The sequence below is a fragment of the Oceanobacillus sp. GQ8 genome (genome assembly GCF_059758495.1).
Genome location: NZ_JCAXEV010000003.1, coordinates 350,973 through 366,878 on the forward strand (window position 1 = coordinate 350,973; position 15,906 = coordinate 366,878).

Annotated in this window: 16 protein-coding genes; 7 read left to right on the forward strand and 9 right to left on the reverse strand. The window is 41.9% G+C overall.

Annotation, left to right across the window (positions count from 1 at the left end; translation table 11 throughout):
* Window positions 1-579 (forward strand): 3-isopropylmalate dehydratase small subunit, encoded by a 579-nt coding sequence (gene leuD, locus AC6CHS_RS10570; protein ID WP_498235963.1) that lies wholly within the window; start codon window positions 1-3, stop codon window positions 577-579.
* Between the two features lie 38 nt (window positions 580-617).
* Complete coding sequence (ilvA, locus tag AC6CHS_RS10575; protein ID WP_498236476.1) at window positions 618-1,604, forward strand: threonine ammonia-lyase; 987 nt, start codon at window positions 618-620, stop codon at window positions 1,602-1,604.
* Between the two features lie 288 nt (window positions 1,605-1,892).
* Here the strand turns inward: ilvA and AC6CHS_RS10580 are convergent, their stop codons facing one another.
* Together AC6CHS_RS10580 and AC6CHS_RS10585 are read right to left on the reverse strand one after the other, a co-directional pair.
* The gene (locus tag AC6CHS_RS10580) at window positions 1,893-2,759 is read right to left on the reverse strand and encodes a YitT family protein (protein WP_498235964.1); all 867 of its coding nucleotides are present in this window, start codon (window positions 2,757-2,759) and stop codon (window positions 1,893-1,895) included.
* Between the two features lie 164 nt (window positions 2,760-2,923).
* Window positions 2,924-3,379 (reverse strand): SRPBCC family protein, encoded by a 456-nt coding sequence (locus AC6CHS_RS10585; protein ID WP_498235965.1) that lies wholly within the window; start codon window positions 3,377-3,379, stop codon window positions 2,924-2,926.
* Between the two features lie 261 nt (window positions 3,380-3,640).
* On the opposite strand from AC6CHS_RS10585, the gene AC6CHS_RS10590 reads away from it, so the two are divergent.
* From AC6CHS_RS10590 to AC6CHS_RS10610, 5 genes are all read left to right on the forward strand, one after another.
* Window positions 3,641-5,050 carry a hypothetical protein gene (locus tag AC6CHS_RS10590; protein WP_161465159.1) on the forward strand — a complete coding sequence of 470 codons (1,410 nt, stop codon included), beginning with the start codon at window positions 3,641-3,643 and terminating at the stop codon, window positions 5,048-5,050.
* Window positions 5,051-5,177: 127 nt separating this feature from the next.
* A complete protein-coding gene (locus tag AC6CHS_RS10595) occupies window positions 5,178-5,642 on the forward strand; it encodes a glycine zipper domain-containing protein (RefSeq protein ID WP_498235966.1) in 465 nt (154 codons plus the stop codon).
* A 498-nt stretch (window positions 5,643-6,140) separates the two neighbouring features.
* The gene (locus AC6CHS_RS10600; RefSeq protein WP_498235967.1) at window positions 6,141-7,733 is read left to right on the forward strand and encodes an esterase/lipase family protein; all 1,593 of its coding nucleotides are present in this window, start codon (window positions 6,141-6,143) and stop codon (window positions 7,731-7,733) included.
* A 63-nt stretch (window positions 7,734-7,796) separates the two neighbouring features.
* Entirely contained in the window at window positions 7,797-8,006 is a 210-nt protein-coding gene (locus tag AC6CHS_RS10605; RefSeq protein ID WP_498236478.1) for an SDR family oxidoreductase, read from the forward strand.
* Window positions 8,007-8,085: 79 nt separating this feature from the next.
* Complete coding sequence (locus AC6CHS_RS10610) at window positions 8,086-8,535, forward strand: hypothetical protein (RefSeq protein WP_498235968.1); 450 nt, start codon at window positions 8,086-8,088, stop codon at window positions 8,533-8,535.
* A 369-nt stretch (window positions 8,536-8,904) separates the two neighbouring features.
* Here the strand turns inward: AC6CHS_RS10610 and AC6CHS_RS10615 are convergent, their stop codons facing one another.
* Genes AC6CHS_RS10615 through rfbA form a run of 7 tightly spaced genes read right to left on the reverse strand, consistent with a single transcriptional unit; the run spans window position 8,905 to window position 15,668 of the window.
* The gene (locus tag AC6CHS_RS10615; RefSeq protein WP_498235969.1) at window positions 8,905-10,602 is read right to left on the reverse strand and encodes a DUF6044 family protein; all 1,698 of its coding nucleotides are present in this window, start codon (window positions 10,600-10,602) and stop codon (window positions 8,905-8,907) included.
* A complete protein-coding gene (gene rffA / locus AC6CHS_RS10620; RefSeq protein ID WP_498235970.1) occupies window positions 10,562-11,695 on the reverse strand; it encodes a dTDP-4-amino-4,6-dideoxygalactose transaminase in 1,134 nt (377 codons plus the stop codon). The genes AC6CHS_RS10615 and rffA overlap by 41 nt, the downstream gene beginning before the upstream one ends.
* Window positions 11,696-11,701: 6 nt before the next feature.
* Window positions 11,702-12,058, reverse strand: a complete 357-nt coding sequence (locus AC6CHS_RS10625) for an EamA family transporter (RefSeq protein WP_036575453.1) — start codon at window positions 12,056-12,058, stop codon at window positions 11,702-11,704.
* Window positions 12,059-12,060: 2 nt separating this feature from the next.
* The gene (locus tag AC6CHS_RS10630; RefSeq protein WP_498235971.1) at window positions 12,061-12,750 is read right to left on the reverse strand and encodes a GNAT family N-acetyltransferase; all 690 of its coding nucleotides are present in this window, start codon (window positions 12,748-12,750) and stop codon (window positions 12,061-12,063) included.
* A 4-nt stretch (window positions 12,751-12,754) separates the two neighbouring features.
* Window positions 12,755-13,711 (reverse strand): glycosyltransferase family 2 protein, encoded by a 957-nt coding sequence (locus tag AC6CHS_RS10635; protein ID WP_498235972.1) that lies wholly within the window; start codon window positions 13,709-13,711, stop codon window positions 12,755-12,757.
* On the reverse strand, window positions 13,708-14,745 hold the full coding sequence (rfbB, locus tag AC6CHS_RS10640) for a dTDP-glucose 4,6-dehydratase (RefSeq protein WP_498235973.1): 1,038 nt from the start codon (window positions 14,743-14,745) through the stop codon (window positions 13,708-13,710). The genes AC6CHS_RS10635 and rfbB overlap by 4 nt, the downstream gene beginning before the upstream one ends.
* Window positions 14,742-15,668 (reverse strand): glucose-1-phosphate thymidylyltransferase RfbA, encoded by a 927-nt coding sequence (rfbA, locus tag AC6CHS_RS10645; RefSeq protein WP_498235974.1) that lies wholly within the window; start codon window positions 15,666-15,668, stop codon window positions 14,742-14,744. Before rfbA ends, rfbB begins: the two co-directional genes overlap by 4 nt.
* Between the last annotated feature and the right edge of the window lie 238 nt (window positions 15,669-15,906).

Consider the following 15,906-nt stretch of genomic DNA (forward strand, 5'->3'; position numbering starts at 1 on the left):
ATGCAGGCATTACAGGAGCATGAAGGATTGGTCTATCCATTAAACCGAACGAATGTAGACACAGACCAAATTATACCGAAGCAATTTTTAAAGCGAATTGAACGCACTGGGTTTGGGCAGTTTTTATTTTATCATTGGCGCTATGATGATGATGGGCTGAAACGTCAGGATTTTTCTCTGAATGATCCAGCTTACGATGGTGCTTCTATCCTTATAGCAGGTGAAAATTTCGGCTGCGGCTCTTCGCGTGAACATGCCCCATGGGCCTTGTTGGATTATGGCTTTCAGGTTGTGATCGCCCCAAGCTTTGCGGATATTTTTTATAACAATGCATTGAAAAATGGAATTTTACCGATTCAGATGGAGAAGGATCAAGTTGATGTATGGCTCGCACAAGCGCAACAATCTAAACTGGTGTTAAAGGTTGAATTGGAAGAGCAAAGCATCACGGATCGGACAGGAAAGAAAATATCCTTCGAGATTCCGTCATATCATAAAAAGAAGCTATTAAATGGCTGGGATGATATTGCGTTAACCCTGCACCACGAGGAGAAGATTGTAGCATTCGAAAAGCAATAGCTGATTCCAGGTCTAAAAATTTCAAGGAGTGTGAAACCATTGGGGATTGCTTAACAGGTGAAAAGGTTCATACCGCATTAGGAATTTTACGTCCTATTGTTCACCGAACACCAATTATCACGTCAGAAACAACAAATCGCATCGTAGGAAAAAAAGTTTACTTTAAGATGGAAAACCAACAAAAAACAGGGGCATTTAAATTTAGAGGGGCAACCTTTAAGTTGATGCAGTTATCGAAGCAGGAACGAAACAAGGGTGTAATCACCGCGTCTGCTGGAAACCATGCCCAGGGAGTCGCTTATGCAGCAGCGAAGCTCGGCATCAAGGCAACCATTTTTATGGCAGAAAAAACACCTTCAGCTAAGGTACAGGCAACGAAAAACTACGGAGCAGAAATTGTTTTGACAGGGGAATCATTTCAGGAAGCCTATGATGCCTCACTGAAAAGGCAAATGCAAACAGGAGCCGTCTATATTCATCCCTTCGATGATTATGATGTCATGGCAGGTCAGGGAACGATCGCCATGGAAATGCTAAAACAAGAAGACCGGCTTGATACCATACTGGTCCCAATTGGCGGGGGCGGGTTAATAAGTGGCATAGCTGTCGCTGCAAAATATGTAAACCGGAACATAAAAATTATCGGCGTCCAGGCAGAAGGTGCGTCGGCCATGCACGATAGTTTTTATAAAGGGAAAGACGTCAGGCTGCAATCTGTCAACACCATCGCAGAAGGTATTGCAGTTAAACAACCCGGCAAGCGCACCCTACCTATAATTAGAGAATACGTAGATGATATCCTCACCGTGACCGATGAGGAAATTGCCTCCGCCATTGTTTATATGCTGGAGCGAAACAAAACTTTAATGGAAGGCGCTGGTGCTGCCGCCATCGCAGCATTGTTTGCACACCATCAACATATCAAGTCTAGACACCTAGGAGTTGTCGTCAGTGGTGGCAACATGGACATCAGCACCATGGCGAAAATCCAACATATGGCAGAGAGACTGCATCATCCTGCATAAAAAGAGACGTCCTCCAGTGTGAGGGCGTCTCTTTTCGGGTGTTGTAAATGTGAGGTAATGTGAAGTCGCGTGGGAGTGGGAGCAAGTCGAGTGGGAGAAGAGGCAAGTCGCGTCAGAGCAGGATGGAGTCGCGTGAGAGTAGCACCAAACTAAAGAGACGCACCGCCTTCCGAGGGAGACGCAGAACCACCCAAAAGAGACGCACCGACATCCCAAAGAGACGCAACACTACCCAAAAGAGACGCAGCAACACAAAAGCCTCAATACCTAAGTTGCCAGGTTACTCGTTTATAATTTCTGTCCATAGTACTTGTCCAATGAAAACCCGCGACCAAGTATTTCGGAAGCATTAATGAAGATAACGAATGTCGTGGGCTCTTCTTTTTGCAAGATACGCTTGAGTTGTACAGCTTCCTGCTGCTCTGTCACGCATAGAATCATCGTCTTATCCTGATTGGAATAGCCACCAACAGAGCGCACCTTGGTAATTCCCCTGTCTATTCCATTTCTAATTATTTGCTGAATTTTCTCCTCTTCTTCTGTGATAATCATAATTAGTTTTGTAGCAGAGGTACGTAATTGAACAATATCAATTGTTTTACTTGTTATATAAATCGCCATTAAGGCAAACAATGTCAGCTCAAGGCTGAACACAATAATCGAAGAAATAACAACAAAGCCATCGACAATTAACTGGGAATAACCACTTGAGATCCCGGTGAATTTCTTTACGATTTGGGCAATGGCGGCCGTTCCACCAGTAGAGCCGTTTCCTTTATAGACGATGCCAAGGCCTGTACCTAGGACAATTCCTCCATAAATCGCACCTAATAGTGGATTTGTAACGGTATACGGAATATCAGCGGAAAGCCAAATGATAAACGGTACCCAAAACGTACCAATCAACGTTTTCCAGCTAAAGCTTTTTCCAAGTGCAATCCAGCCGATAATGAAAATTGGAATATTGATAAGCATTTGTGTATAAGCAGGACTTAATTCATACATTTCAAATAAGATGGTACTAATCCCGGAAATTCCACCTGCAGCTAGCTTTGAAGGTAATAAAAAGACATTATAACTTAACGCAACGAGTGTAGCACCAATAATAATTTTCAGCGCATCATTCACCGCACGGTTTTTATGTAATATGTTCATAAGCGATCTCCTTCATATAAAAAACTGATGACTGATCTATTCTATCATTATGCTGATAGAGAGTAAATCACACGTGAGATGAAGGAGGGAGAAATGCGCAACGCTAGAAAGACTCTTACCAAAAGAAAAAAGACTACCAACTAGGTAATCTTTCCAATAAAAATTTATCGTGCAATAGCCTCTGCTCGCTGCATCTTCCGTACCACCGCTTCCGTGAAATCCCTTGTCGTACGCGGTAGCATGGTCCGTAGCATCGTGTTCACCATCGGTCCAATTAGTCCCTTGGCCGTGATGTGCAGATAGCCGGTCATTTTAACTGTCGAATTTGTTAATTCCTCTGCGTGGAAATAGCCATCGCCGGAAAAATTCTCGTTTATTCCTTTGAGAGTAAAGGAGATACGTGCAGGCTCCTGCCATTCCTGAATGTCAATTCTAAGGCACACCGTCTTATGTACCACGCCTGCATCCCCGCGAAAAGTCCACGTTGACTGCCTCTCATTAAGGATTTTATGTTCCACATAACCCGGAACCAAGGTTGCCCAATTCGTAATATTACTAATAAACGACCATGTATTACGAATGGGAAGATCTACTTCCAGCTGATGAACTCCACTCGGCATTGCTGTCCCTCCCTGATGTTAATAACACACTTTACTATCCTATGTAGGAGGGGAATTTTTAGAAGTTGTTTATAAAAAATACTTGGAGCAAAGTGAATCAAGAGCACCCCAAAGTGAACCCCCAACGCCCCAAACTGAAACCAAAACACCCCAAAGTGAAACCAGAGCACCAATCAAACGTCTACACAAATCAACTTGAGAACACGTTAAAAAAGGTCTATGCTATTAATGGATAGATTGCTAACAAGAGGAGTTTGCCTAATGAAAATAAAAGCTTACGGGCTACGTATTGCCACAATAGTTTATGCTATTTTACATTTTTTAACTTACTTTTTCCCATCAGACATCCTGTTAACTGTCCTAGCTATCAGTGGCTTTGCTATTTTATTGTTTGCCTTTCTGCATTTTGGACTGAAGGGTTTCAAGCTGCCACTCATGCTATTTCTTATCGGATTGGTTGTACTCTTATATGCAAACAATTTTACCCTTTCCGACATCTATGCTGGCTTTTTACAAATGCGGGACATTATTGGACTGCTTATTATCGTCCCAATGATTAGCTGGGTTTTGCGTGGAGAGGCCTATATGGAGGCAATTCTTTCACGAGCACATCATGCGATTAACACGAGCAGAAAATTTTATTTTTCTGCCATGGTATTTACGCAGGTGATATCTTATTTCTTACTTTTTGGAGCCATTCCCATGGTGTATCAGTTTATTAATGATATTTTAAAGGGTGAAAAAGGGGAGGGCTGGGAAAATTTCAAAGGGACCGCTGTGCTCCGATCTTTTGCCCTTTCTACCATGTGGGTTGTCAGCATACCGAGCTTTATATTTGCAGTTGAAACGATGAAGGCTTCGCTTTGGCTTGCCATTATCCAAGGGATGGTCATCGCTGCGCTTGGTATAGGGATATCAGTTGTTTTCTCCATCAGGGATGAAAAGAAATATGGCCTTGACATCACAACCGTTTTACAAGGGAAAATCGCTGGGATTTTGCAAAGCGCTTCATCTAAGAAGGTTAGTCGGAAACTTGTTATGGAATTTTTGTTTTTATTCGTGACATTGTTCGGTACCATTTTTGCATTGCATGGGTTCTTTGGGCTTGAGTTAATGATGACCATCCCCATTGTCATTTTCTTTTGGAGCTTGTTGTATTACGCAATAAAACGGCGACCAGGTAAATTCATGGAAGAAGCGCACCATTACACAAAAGAAGGAATGCTGAAACAATCCTATCAGCTTAGTATCATGCTGGGAGCGGGTGTGCTGATCTCAGCTCTGAACCAGACGGGATTCGGCACATCTATTGTAGATGGTGTTTATTACTTGCAGCAGCATATTCCGTTTCTTAATTTCCTTTATTTGCTGCCGTTTATCGTTATCTTACTCGGGTTCTTAGGGCTAGGTCCCCTGACCGTTATGGTTCTAGTTGCCGGGATTCTCGAATCCATTGCTCTGCCATATCCACCAGAACTCATCGTGCTTGCGGTAACATCAGGTAGCGTTATTTCTATCTTGCTTTCCCCACTTATTATGCCGGTTATTGTGCTTAGCGCATCCAACGGGTTGAATGGGTTTAAAAATGGGATTAAGTTTAATTTGGGGTATGCCATTGTGTTTTATATCCTTGTGCAATGCTATATCCAGACCATGATTCATGTGATTTAGAAAAACAATAGGTTTAGGAGGACAAATTTTAATATTGGTCCTCCTATTGTGATTAATTTTCGAAACATTTTAACTTTGTAGCCGTATTAGGTTATGAAGGGAATTAACCAATAAAGGTGGGTGTTCCATGGAAAGTCAAAGAGTGAAGAACGTAGTAAATAGTATTGAAGAAATAAGTAACAATGTTGATGAACAGGTTGCCACAGAACTTGAATTAGAAAAATTTAATCGAATTATAAACAGATTAGATTCTTTCTCAAATGAATGTGAAGAGTGTGAACAGTATTTTACTGACTTAGAGTCCCATATTAAGGACCTTTTGGAAAAGAACAGCACGATCACAGAAGATGATATTAAACATCACAAACAAAAAATAAATAACATCAGTACTCACCTTATGAAAAAACACAATTTAGTAACAAGCGGCTTTTATTTCAGCGTATATATGCCCATAGGAACAAGCTTAGGTGTCGTATTTGGGCTCCTTATATTTGAAAATATTGGGATAGGATTACCGCTTGGTGTTGGACTTGGTGTCGCTATCGGCGCAGCATTAGATGCAAATGCCAAGAAAAAGGGGCTGGTTTTGTAACTTATAAGGACTGCGATTGCCAAGGAATAGAAGGAATTATAAATGGAAAAGACTTCTCATATGGTTACATTTGAAAACACTATAAATGTCGTTAATCAACTAACAGAATAGGATGCGAAGTGAAACTAGAAGTAGTAGATAGAATATCAACTTTATATCACCGTATACCCGAATTAAATAAGTTAAGGAAAAAACATATAGAAAATGATTAACTATTCCTCAAGCCTGCAACGAACCGCAGAACATCTCTAGTTATATCCAATATTTAATTCAACCAATGTAAATCCCTGGTTAAATTGTCCCGATTTAGTAATAGGATAAGCTTTCTACCTCATATCAACTAGTAAGGGCATTTTAGAAAAACTTCCATTTACTCGTCTTTTAGCGAATGCATTCGTTTTTCTCTTTACTTGGAACTTTAAAACTTTAGCTATGTCATCATTGCTTCCTGGCTAAAATTTTATATTTTCCTATTGTAAAAAATGAGGAGGTTCTCTTGTGAAAACACTTGGAAGAATTGCCGTATCCTTATTGTTTATTTTGTTATTTGGATTATTACGTGACACGATCCAAGCACAGCCACTTGAACACCCCATCCCAGATCCTGTGTTAGTAGAAGAAGACGGAGCATATTCTCTAAATGGCAAGGCTAGTAATGGAAATGACGAGACACCGGGGGAATGGTATGCAGGTGATACACCAACAAACCTGATCGCAGATGCTCCCGTATTGCTGTTTGTCCCGGGACTGAATAATGCTGCACAGATTTTCTGGGAGGATAATGATATGTACCAGACGGCCTTTGAAACGGGGTATCAGACTGCATTTATTCAGCTACATGATGCTGGTGGGGCTTCTGCGGATATGTGGGACAATGGCCAACTCCTAGCAGAAAAAATAGAAGAAATTGCGGCACATTTTTCGTATAAACCGATCACCATTATTGCGTACAGTAAAGGTGGTGTGGATGCACAGACGGCCCTTACTTATTATGGTGCTGGGCAATATGTAGAAAATGTGATTACCCTTTCTAGTCCACATCATGGATCACAGCTTGCAGATCTAGCGGATAGCAGTTGGGCTGGCTGGCTTGCTGATTTGATTGGCGCTCAAGGGGAAGGAACCTCTGCAATGGAAACAGGCTATATGGCATACTTTCGTTCGATAACAGATGCAGAACCTACCGCGTCAGCTCATGATTATTATACAATTGGCGGGACAAATTGGGGCTCTATGTTTTCGTCTACTTGGTTTGGTGGGATGTACTTAAATAGCTATGGGGACAATGATGGAGTAGTGACGACAAGTAGCAGTCAGCTCCCAGTAGGGCAATTGCTGGAAATCGGTAACTGGAACCATACAACCGTACGATCTGGCGCAACATTTCCCATATTTGAAGATGTGATTACAGGGAACAGCCTGAGCAGTCTAACGAAGAATACTCCTATTTATGAAGAGGCAATCGAAGCGAAGGAAGCCCGCAATCAATGGGTTACCGGTGGAGAATTGGAAAATGGGACGGAGGAAAAGGTCCCTCTATTCATTGATGAAACAATCCAGCAGGCTTCGCTTCAGCTCCTGACAGCAGAGCCGTTATCTAGCATAGAACTAACGAATCCTTCCGGTAAAACAGTGCAAGTGAAGCCAAAAGTGACAGAGAACAAGGAAGGATATTTCATCAATGCAATCACCCACCATTTTACACTCGAAGATTTACAGGTTGGGGAATGGGAGCTTCGCTTGAAAAGTGCCCAAGCGAATGCGTACCTTCTTATTGCCGATTATGACGAAAAGGCTTTTGTAACTGTGTCAGCAGAAAACCTTGTAGAAACAAGCCATATCCCATTTGCTGTCTCAACTGATCCTACGTATGTGAAACCAGAAACAGTAAAGGCAACCTATTACATGAAGGAGTCTGGTGCAGCTCCTGAGCTAGTTACCACCTATGAAAATAAAACAAGTCTGTCACAGACAATTCCGTTGCAAAAAAAGAATCAAAGCTATGTCATTACCACAGAAGTGAGAGGTACCACCAAGCAAGGGAATACATTTAAACGGACGTTCATTAATTCAGTATACCGTGCCAATTAGCAAAGAGGTCCTGTAGTTTCTTATGCAGGGCTTTTTCTATTAGAGCTAGGGAGCAATTATGCGATAGATACCCAAATGCTAGGAAATATTGAAAAAAACATGTCGCCAGATAATATAGAAAACGTACGAAAACAAATTCAGGCAAGTGTGCCAATGAAACGCTATGGTTTGCCAGTAGAAGTAGCACAGGTCGTATTATTCCTCGCCTCAGATGAAGCCTCTTTCGTAACAGGGGCAACCTATCCAGTAGATGGCGGATCACTTGCAACCTAATAGCTTGTCAATTTAATTAATATCAGTGCTCTTCTGCGAATAGAATGTAAAGATACCATGTTCGTGGAGGAGCGCTTCTATGAAGAAAGGAATTGTCCTTGTTGCTGCAGGGGTCGTCTTAATTACAATTATCATACTCTTATTTCAGTTGTTTTCACCGAAAAATCAAGCTGAACGGGCTGTAGAGAATTTTTATGAATATGAACAGGCAGGTGTTTATTCTCTTTCTTGGGAATTGTTCCATCCCTTCATGCAGGAAAAAATGGATAAGAAGGAATATCTCCAGGTAAGAGGCGAATTGTTTATGGGCTATCTTGGTACTGAGGACTTTAGTTTTACATTGGAGAAAACGAAAAAACTGAAGGATTGGGCCATGGATGAAACAAGCAATTCTTTTGCTGTTGTATATAGAGTACAGGTTAACCAACAATTCAAAGGCGATTTTGGCAATTTCACTATCGTACAGAATGTCTATGCAACAGAGGTAGATGGACAATGGAGAATTTTATGGAACTATAAAAAAAACTAAAACAATGACGAGAATTAAATAATCAAGTCAACGTCAAGCAATAAAAATAGAGAACATTGAAGACCATACGATCTATCCTTTCTTACTGCTTCGCAAATACACTCGCTTTCCGCGGGCGGCTGGTGAGCCTCGGGCCAACAGGACGTTGGTCACGAAGGCGTTGCCCCAGGATGTGGCGCTTTTAGCCTTTGTTCCTTAAGTAGGCGCACTTTCGGGGTCTCACCTATGCCTTTCCTCCCGCTGGAGTCTTCGTGTATTTTCTTCGCTGTTAGAATTCACTTCACCAACTTTCTTCAAAGTGTTTGCAGTATAATACGTAAAATAAAACTATAATCATCAAATTTTCCAAACAATAACCTTAGTCCTCGCCTAATCCACCCGATACAAAAAGATCTCCCATGGTAAGTCTGCCTTCTCAAATTCGTTTTCAAAAGTTAGCCCAAGCTCAGTGTAGTTTTCAATTGGCACCGCGGAAAGAATATAATCTCCACCGAGTTCTTTTAAAGCAGCGGTGTTGATATCCAGTTTCTCAATAGGAACATTACGGTCCTTTGTAAATAAATAATTTTCCCCATGTTCTGCTACATACATGTATAATCTTCCGCCCCATGTATCGAAATAGTCTTCAAGAGATGGGCTTTTTTCAAGTTCCCCGGCAATGACTTCCCTGAATGCTTCCTTATACTCCAGAGGAAAGCTGTTATTGTAGGTGTCTAATGTGTAAAACCCATTATATTGGGCAATTGTTGGATGCATGCCAATGCTGACAACCCGATAGGAAGACTGGTCTTCTCCGATATACTCTTTTATCTCCTCAAACAAGGATTCTGCATAAAATTCTTTAAAGGTTGGCGTATCAAATTCGCTATATTTATTCTCTTCATTAAGAGGTAAGAGATGATAGCATTGAGCGACAATCAGCACAATAGCGATGATCTTACCAAGGCGCATATGCTTCCAGATGATTGCAAGAGCTAGCGCAAAGCAAATATACCAAATAGCTGGGTCAAAGAAATGGATCCGTGCAAAATTAAACGTATTCGCCACCATCACATTATCCTTCACGATACGCCATCCTTCCCAGTACCAAAAGGCATACCATAGGGAAAGCAGGAAGTTAAAGCAAAACAAGCTAAGTAGCCAGTACGGCTTGATGTTTCGATAAGCAGCAAGCGCGAAGGCAAAGCCAATAACAGGCAAAATAATGAGAAACTGCTCAGCCATATCATGTGTATGTCCATATAGGAAATTTTCCAAGGTTAGTTCCATGCTCCGTTCAAAGGAGTTATGGCCAAGATCCAGTGCATTACGGTGTGATGTAAAACCAGACTCGAAAAACATAGAGAAAATAAGCAAGTAATTTTTCACGATATAAATAGCAGACATCATGGCGATGGCTGAAAAGAATACCCAATTGCTCCGCTTCTCCCTGATCCAGTCAATAAGCCAAACAAAGCCCATCACTGCAAGGAAAAACACAAATGACAAAACAAAATTGGAGAAAAAGGGAATGAAGCCAAGCGTGATCCAGTAATAGATCTTTGCACTTTTTCCTTCTCTCCGAATCATGAGAAAACAATGCAGCGCTAAGGGCAGTCCAGCAATTGACAGCATGCCAGAAGGCCAAAAGGGGAGTAAGGCAAATGCTAATGCGGCCCCAATACAAAGCACCTGCTGTTTATCAGAGCGAATCGCATGATGCTTTAACAAGAAGTACATACCGAAAAAAGCGGCTAGTCGCATGAGTGTTTGGCCAACCGCGTAGGCAGTCATCGGCTCAAATAGAGCGTAGATCCATACCATTGCATCAAACCCTGAAGGCAGCGCGCTTCTTGGCAATCCGTTAATGACATTGGGCAAATGGGTGTCCGTCAGAGTGAAAATCTGGCCACTTTCGGCTAACAGTTTATACCAGACGATATTTGAGTCCATATTGTCGTGGACCCGAATGTGCGCATCCTCGCCAAGTATAAAGTATGGCGCCACATAAGCAGCGATGATGAATAGTGCTATCCCTATAAGTACTTTATTTAGAATCGAAAAATTGTTGAATGGCTTTGACCACATAGGCGACGTCCTCTTCTTTTAATCCATAATATAGCGGCAGACGCAGAAGTTTTGCGCTTTCAACGGTAGTGTATGTATCTTCTCCAATAAACTTGCCGTACTTTTTACCAGCAACAGAGGAATGGAGCGGTACATAGTGACTGACTGCCATAATCTCCTGATCTCTTAAATAATCCATTAGCTCATTGCGTGTCGCTTCACTGTCTGCTTTTATATAAAACATATGGGCATTATGAACATGCTCTTCGGGAATATGTGGCAAGACAATTTTGCCATCCTCCATCAATGGCTTAAGTGCCTGATTATAGTCTTCCCATCTGGAAAGGCGCTGCTCATTTATTTCTTCTGCATGGTCAAGCTGGACAGAAAGATAGGCGGCATTGAGCTCGCTCAATAGATAAGAGGACCCGACATCGCGCCACGTATACTTATCAACCTGACCACGGATAAATTGCGAGCGGTTCGTTCCTTTTTCTTGGAGAATTTCCGCTCGCTCAATTAATTCCGGATCATTCAGAAGCAGTGCACCACCTTCTCCGCATGTGTAATTTTTCGTTTCATGAAAGCTAATGGTACCCATGTGGCCAATTGTTCCGAGAGCCTTTCCTTTATATGTACTCATCAGTCCTTGGGCAGCATCTTCAATAAGAAAAATTCCGTGTTTTTCTGCAATCTGCAAAATGCGGTCCATATCACAGGCAACGCCAGCATAATGGACAACCACGATGGCTTTTGTCTTGTCAGTAATAGCTGCTTCTACTGCCACTGGGTCAATATTCATCGTAGCTGGATCAATATCAACGAAGCGAATAGCTGCTCCCCTTAATGCGAAAGCGTTCGCTGTAGAAACGAAGGTATAGGAAGGCATGATGACCTCATCATCTGGCCCAACGTTTGCCAGTATTGCTGTCATTTCTAAGGCAGCAGTACAGGATGGCGTTAGCATAGCGCGCTCGCATGAGAGGTTTTTTTCTAACCAGGTACAGGACTTTTTTCCGAACGATCCATTGCCTGATAGATTCTGTGCGGTTATGGCTTGTTGGATGGCGACAGATTCTTTTCCTGTCACACATGGAATATTAAATGGAATCATTTTACATCACCTCATCACAATAATGCCTAGAATTATGAAAGAAAAACCGATGACTTTTTGCATGGAAACCGGTTCTTGAAATAGAAATGCAGAGAGAATAAATACAAGGACAAATGATAGGCTCATAAATGGATAAGCATAGCTAATATCAAATTTCGTCATGGCTGCCATCCAACATAATGCTGCTAAGAAGGCTGATAGAAAGCCGGATATGATCCATGGATTTAGCAGCAACTGGAGCAATGTCGTGAACTTCTCCACGAAGGAGTCAGGTAATTCACCGACTTGATCCATCTTCCACTTCAAAATGAGCTGTCCATAAACCGTAAAGGAAATGGTACCGAGTATATAAAGATATCCCATGTCTAGACACCTACTGGCAGAGAACCATTTAGTTTATGATAGATATCCACCGCGCCTCTCATCTTAAACCCTAGTGATAAAAAGAGATTTAAGGATGCTAGATTGGAAGGAGAGATGGAAGTTCGAATCGTTTCAAGCTCACTGAAACGGAAATGCTCTTGGACGGCAAGACTGGTAAACGCCTTTGTTAATCCTTTACCGCGGAATGCTTCATGGATACCGAGCAACAGCACCTTGTCATCCTGGTAGGCATAAAACCCAGCTAGCTCATTTTGATAATAAAGAGCAATGATCTTATCTTCGTCAATCAAGTCCTTTACCCAATTTCGGTAACGGTTATCTGCCATGAAATTTGGAATTTCCGGATCGCGGTGAAACCGTCCTCCTGAAAAAGCCTCTCCGCTTATTGCAATGATCTCATCAGTAGGAAAGGTTCTGGACAATTCAATCCCTTCCTTTTCCACTACCTGTAAATCGTCCTTTTTGCAAACTGGTTCAATTAAAGTATCTACATAATAAAAACCATATTTACGAAGATTTTCTTTGTTGGCAAGTGGATCTGTTTTTAAGGTGAAATGGCCCTCGGTTTCATTTGTCTGCTTTAACGCTTCCTCTGTTAAGGAGGTTACTTCATATGTTTCAACATGAAAGTTTCGTTTATCCCATGGGGTAGGCTGCAAGTAGTTCTCCATCATATCAGCTCCGTTTCCTTGTATAGTTGCTGTCTGTAGTTTTAGTGTTTTCAGTAGTATCGCGTATGAGATATAGTGGTCGAGCTTTTGCTTCGTTAAATACTTTCCCGATATACAGGCCAAGGATGCCGAGATTACAGAACATTAGCCCGCCAATAAAGTAGATGGACACCATCACACTGGTCCAGCCTTGCACGGGCTCTGCTAAGAAAAAGTAGCGAAAGAACAAGTAAAGGCCATATAAAAATGAAATACTGGCAATAAAGAAGCCAAATTGAATCGATAACCGTAGTGGCTTATTTGATTGTGAGATAATACCGTCTGTTGCTAAACGGATCAGTTTTTTTATATTATAGGAGGATTTTCCCGCTTTCCGCTCATTATGTTCTACCTCAATTGAGACAGATGGGTAGCCCATCCATTGAATAAATAGCGGGAAAAAGCGGCTCTGCTCGCGCATGCTTTTAAACCCTTCTACTACCTTTTTGGAATTGATGCTGAAATTGGCCACCGTATGGTCAGATGTATGACCTGTAATATAATCATAGACCCGGTAAAAGAGTTTGGAGGACGCTTTTTTTAGCAGTCCGTCATGGCGCTGAACTCTCCGTCCGAAAACTACATCATAGCCTTGGAGTGCTTTTTCATACAGCTTCGGAATTTCTTCTGGCCGATCCTGTAAATCACAGTCCATCACAACTACCCAGTCACCCTTGGCGTGGTCGAGACCTGCTGTGATGGCATGGTGTTGCCCGAAATTACGTGCAAGGTCGATCCCTTTAATGCTGGGGTTCTTTTCATGTAGCTCACTTATTTTCATCCACGCCCCATCAGGACTTGCATCATTTACAAAAATGATTTCATAGTCGACTGGGATTGTTGCAAAGGTCGATGCAAGCCGGTTGCTTAGTTCCTCAAGACAGGTTTTACAGCCATAGACGGGGATGACAACCGAAATCATGGCGTTGCTACACTTTCCCATTGGTTCACATACCATTGAACCGTTTTACGTAATCCAGTGGACAATGCTTCCTTTGGCTCCCAGCCTAACTCTTTGCGCAGCTTGGAATCGTCCACGGCATATCTGCGATCATGTCCAAGTCGATCATTTGTATGTGTGATTAAATCTTGAAAACTAGCAAGTTTTGTTTCTGTTAAAAGCTCTGGTTTTATGTCATCTAGGATACTGCAAATTTCTTTTGCAATATCGATGTTCCGTATTTCATTTCCTCCTCCAATGTTATAAGTGGAGAAGGGGGGAGCTTGATGGAAAATAAGATCCAGAGCGCGGCAATGATCGTCTACATAGAGCCAATCGCGGACATTTTTCCCGTCTCCATAAATTGGTATCTGTTCATTCTGTAGTGCCCTAGAAATAATGGTTGGTATCAGCTTTTCTGTATGTTGTCTTGGCCCGTAATTATTAGAACTGCTTGAAATAATAACATTCATGTTATACGTATGACCAAAACTTCTGACCATTAAATTTGCCCCAGCCTTAGACGCACTGTAGGGATTTCGTGGATCATACGGTGTGTCCTCAGAGAATTTTCCTGTTTCCCCAAGGGAGCCATAGACTTCGTCTGTTGATATTTGGTGAAAGCGCCTTTCTTGAAGAACGCCCTTTTTCTCCCAATCTTGTTTAGCTGCCTGCAAGAGGACGAGGGTACCTAAAACATTGGTCTCGACAAATTGCTTGGAATCTTCAATAGAGCGATCTACATGGGACTCTGCAGCAAAGTGAATGACACCATGAATATCATGCTCATCAAAAAGGCTTTGGACCAAGTGTTCATCCGCGATATCTCCCTCTATCAACGTGTAGGTGGGAGAGGCTTCAAGACCACTCAGATTCGTAGTATTCCCAGCATACGTAAGTTTATCTAAGTTTAATAGATGGTAATCTGGATAGGTTTCGTGCATATAACGTATGAAATTGGAGCCAATGAATCCAGCGCCTCCCGTTATAAGCAGTACAGGTTTTTGTTTGTTCATTCGACCAGCCCCAGCATAGGATTTCGATCAATTGAATCCCAGTATTGTTGTGTGTGTTTCCGTGCAGCAATCTCTAGTAAGTATTGACCGTAGTCATTCTTTTCCATGGACTTCCCTTTCTTATAAAGTTGGTCTTTTGAGATATATCCAAGGTAATATGCTATTTCCTCCAAGCAAGCAAGCTTAAACCCTTGACGTTGCTGGGTAATCTTCACAAATTCAGAAGCCTCGAATAGGGATTCATGTGTCCCGGCGTCCATCCAGGCAAAACCTCTCCCCAGTAGCTCCACATCTAACTGTCCACGCTTTAAGTATTCTTTATTTAAATCGGTAATCTCAAGTTCTCCTCGAGCAGAAGGCTTGAGCTTTTTCGCTAGATGAACCGCTTTATTGTCATATATATATAGTCCTGTCACAGCAAAGTCAGACTTTGGATTACTTGGCTTTTCTTCAAGTGAGATTGCTTTTTGCTTGTGGTCAAATTCAACTACACCGAAACGACGAGCATCTTTAACACGGTAGCCAAAAACAGTTGCATGCCGGTGATGCTTGATTGCATTTCGTAACAGGGTTGTAAAGCCTTGCCCATAAAAAATATTATCTGCAAGCATTAAGGTTACAGGTTCCTTACCAATGAATTCCTCGGCAATTGTCAAAGCCTCAGGTATCCCCTTCGGATCCTGTTGCTCTTTATATTTCAGTGTTATACCAAGGGAAGAACCATCACCAAGAAGTTCCTCAAATCGGGAGGTATCTTCAGGTGTACTGATAATCATGATTTCTTTTATTCCACCAAGCATTAAAACAGATAACGGATAATAGATCATTGGCTTGTCATATACTGCCAGCAAATGCTTATTGATGCTGTCCGTACTGGGAGATAAACGTGTCCCACTTCCTCCGGCTAAGATGATACCTTTCATGTTTCCCACCCCTTTGGCTAAATTTATACCTGTGTTAAATGAACATAGTAAATCTTATATACTATTACCTTTTTTGAAGAAAGTTAATCTTACAGTTAGATTGCAAATTTATTGCAGAGGGTTGTTTACTATTTTGAAAAGGAGAGGGGGAGTATGAGCATCGGCCGAAAAGCTGTGAACATCAGCCGAGAACGAGCAAATATCGGCTAAGAAGCTGTGAACATCAGCCAAGAGCGAG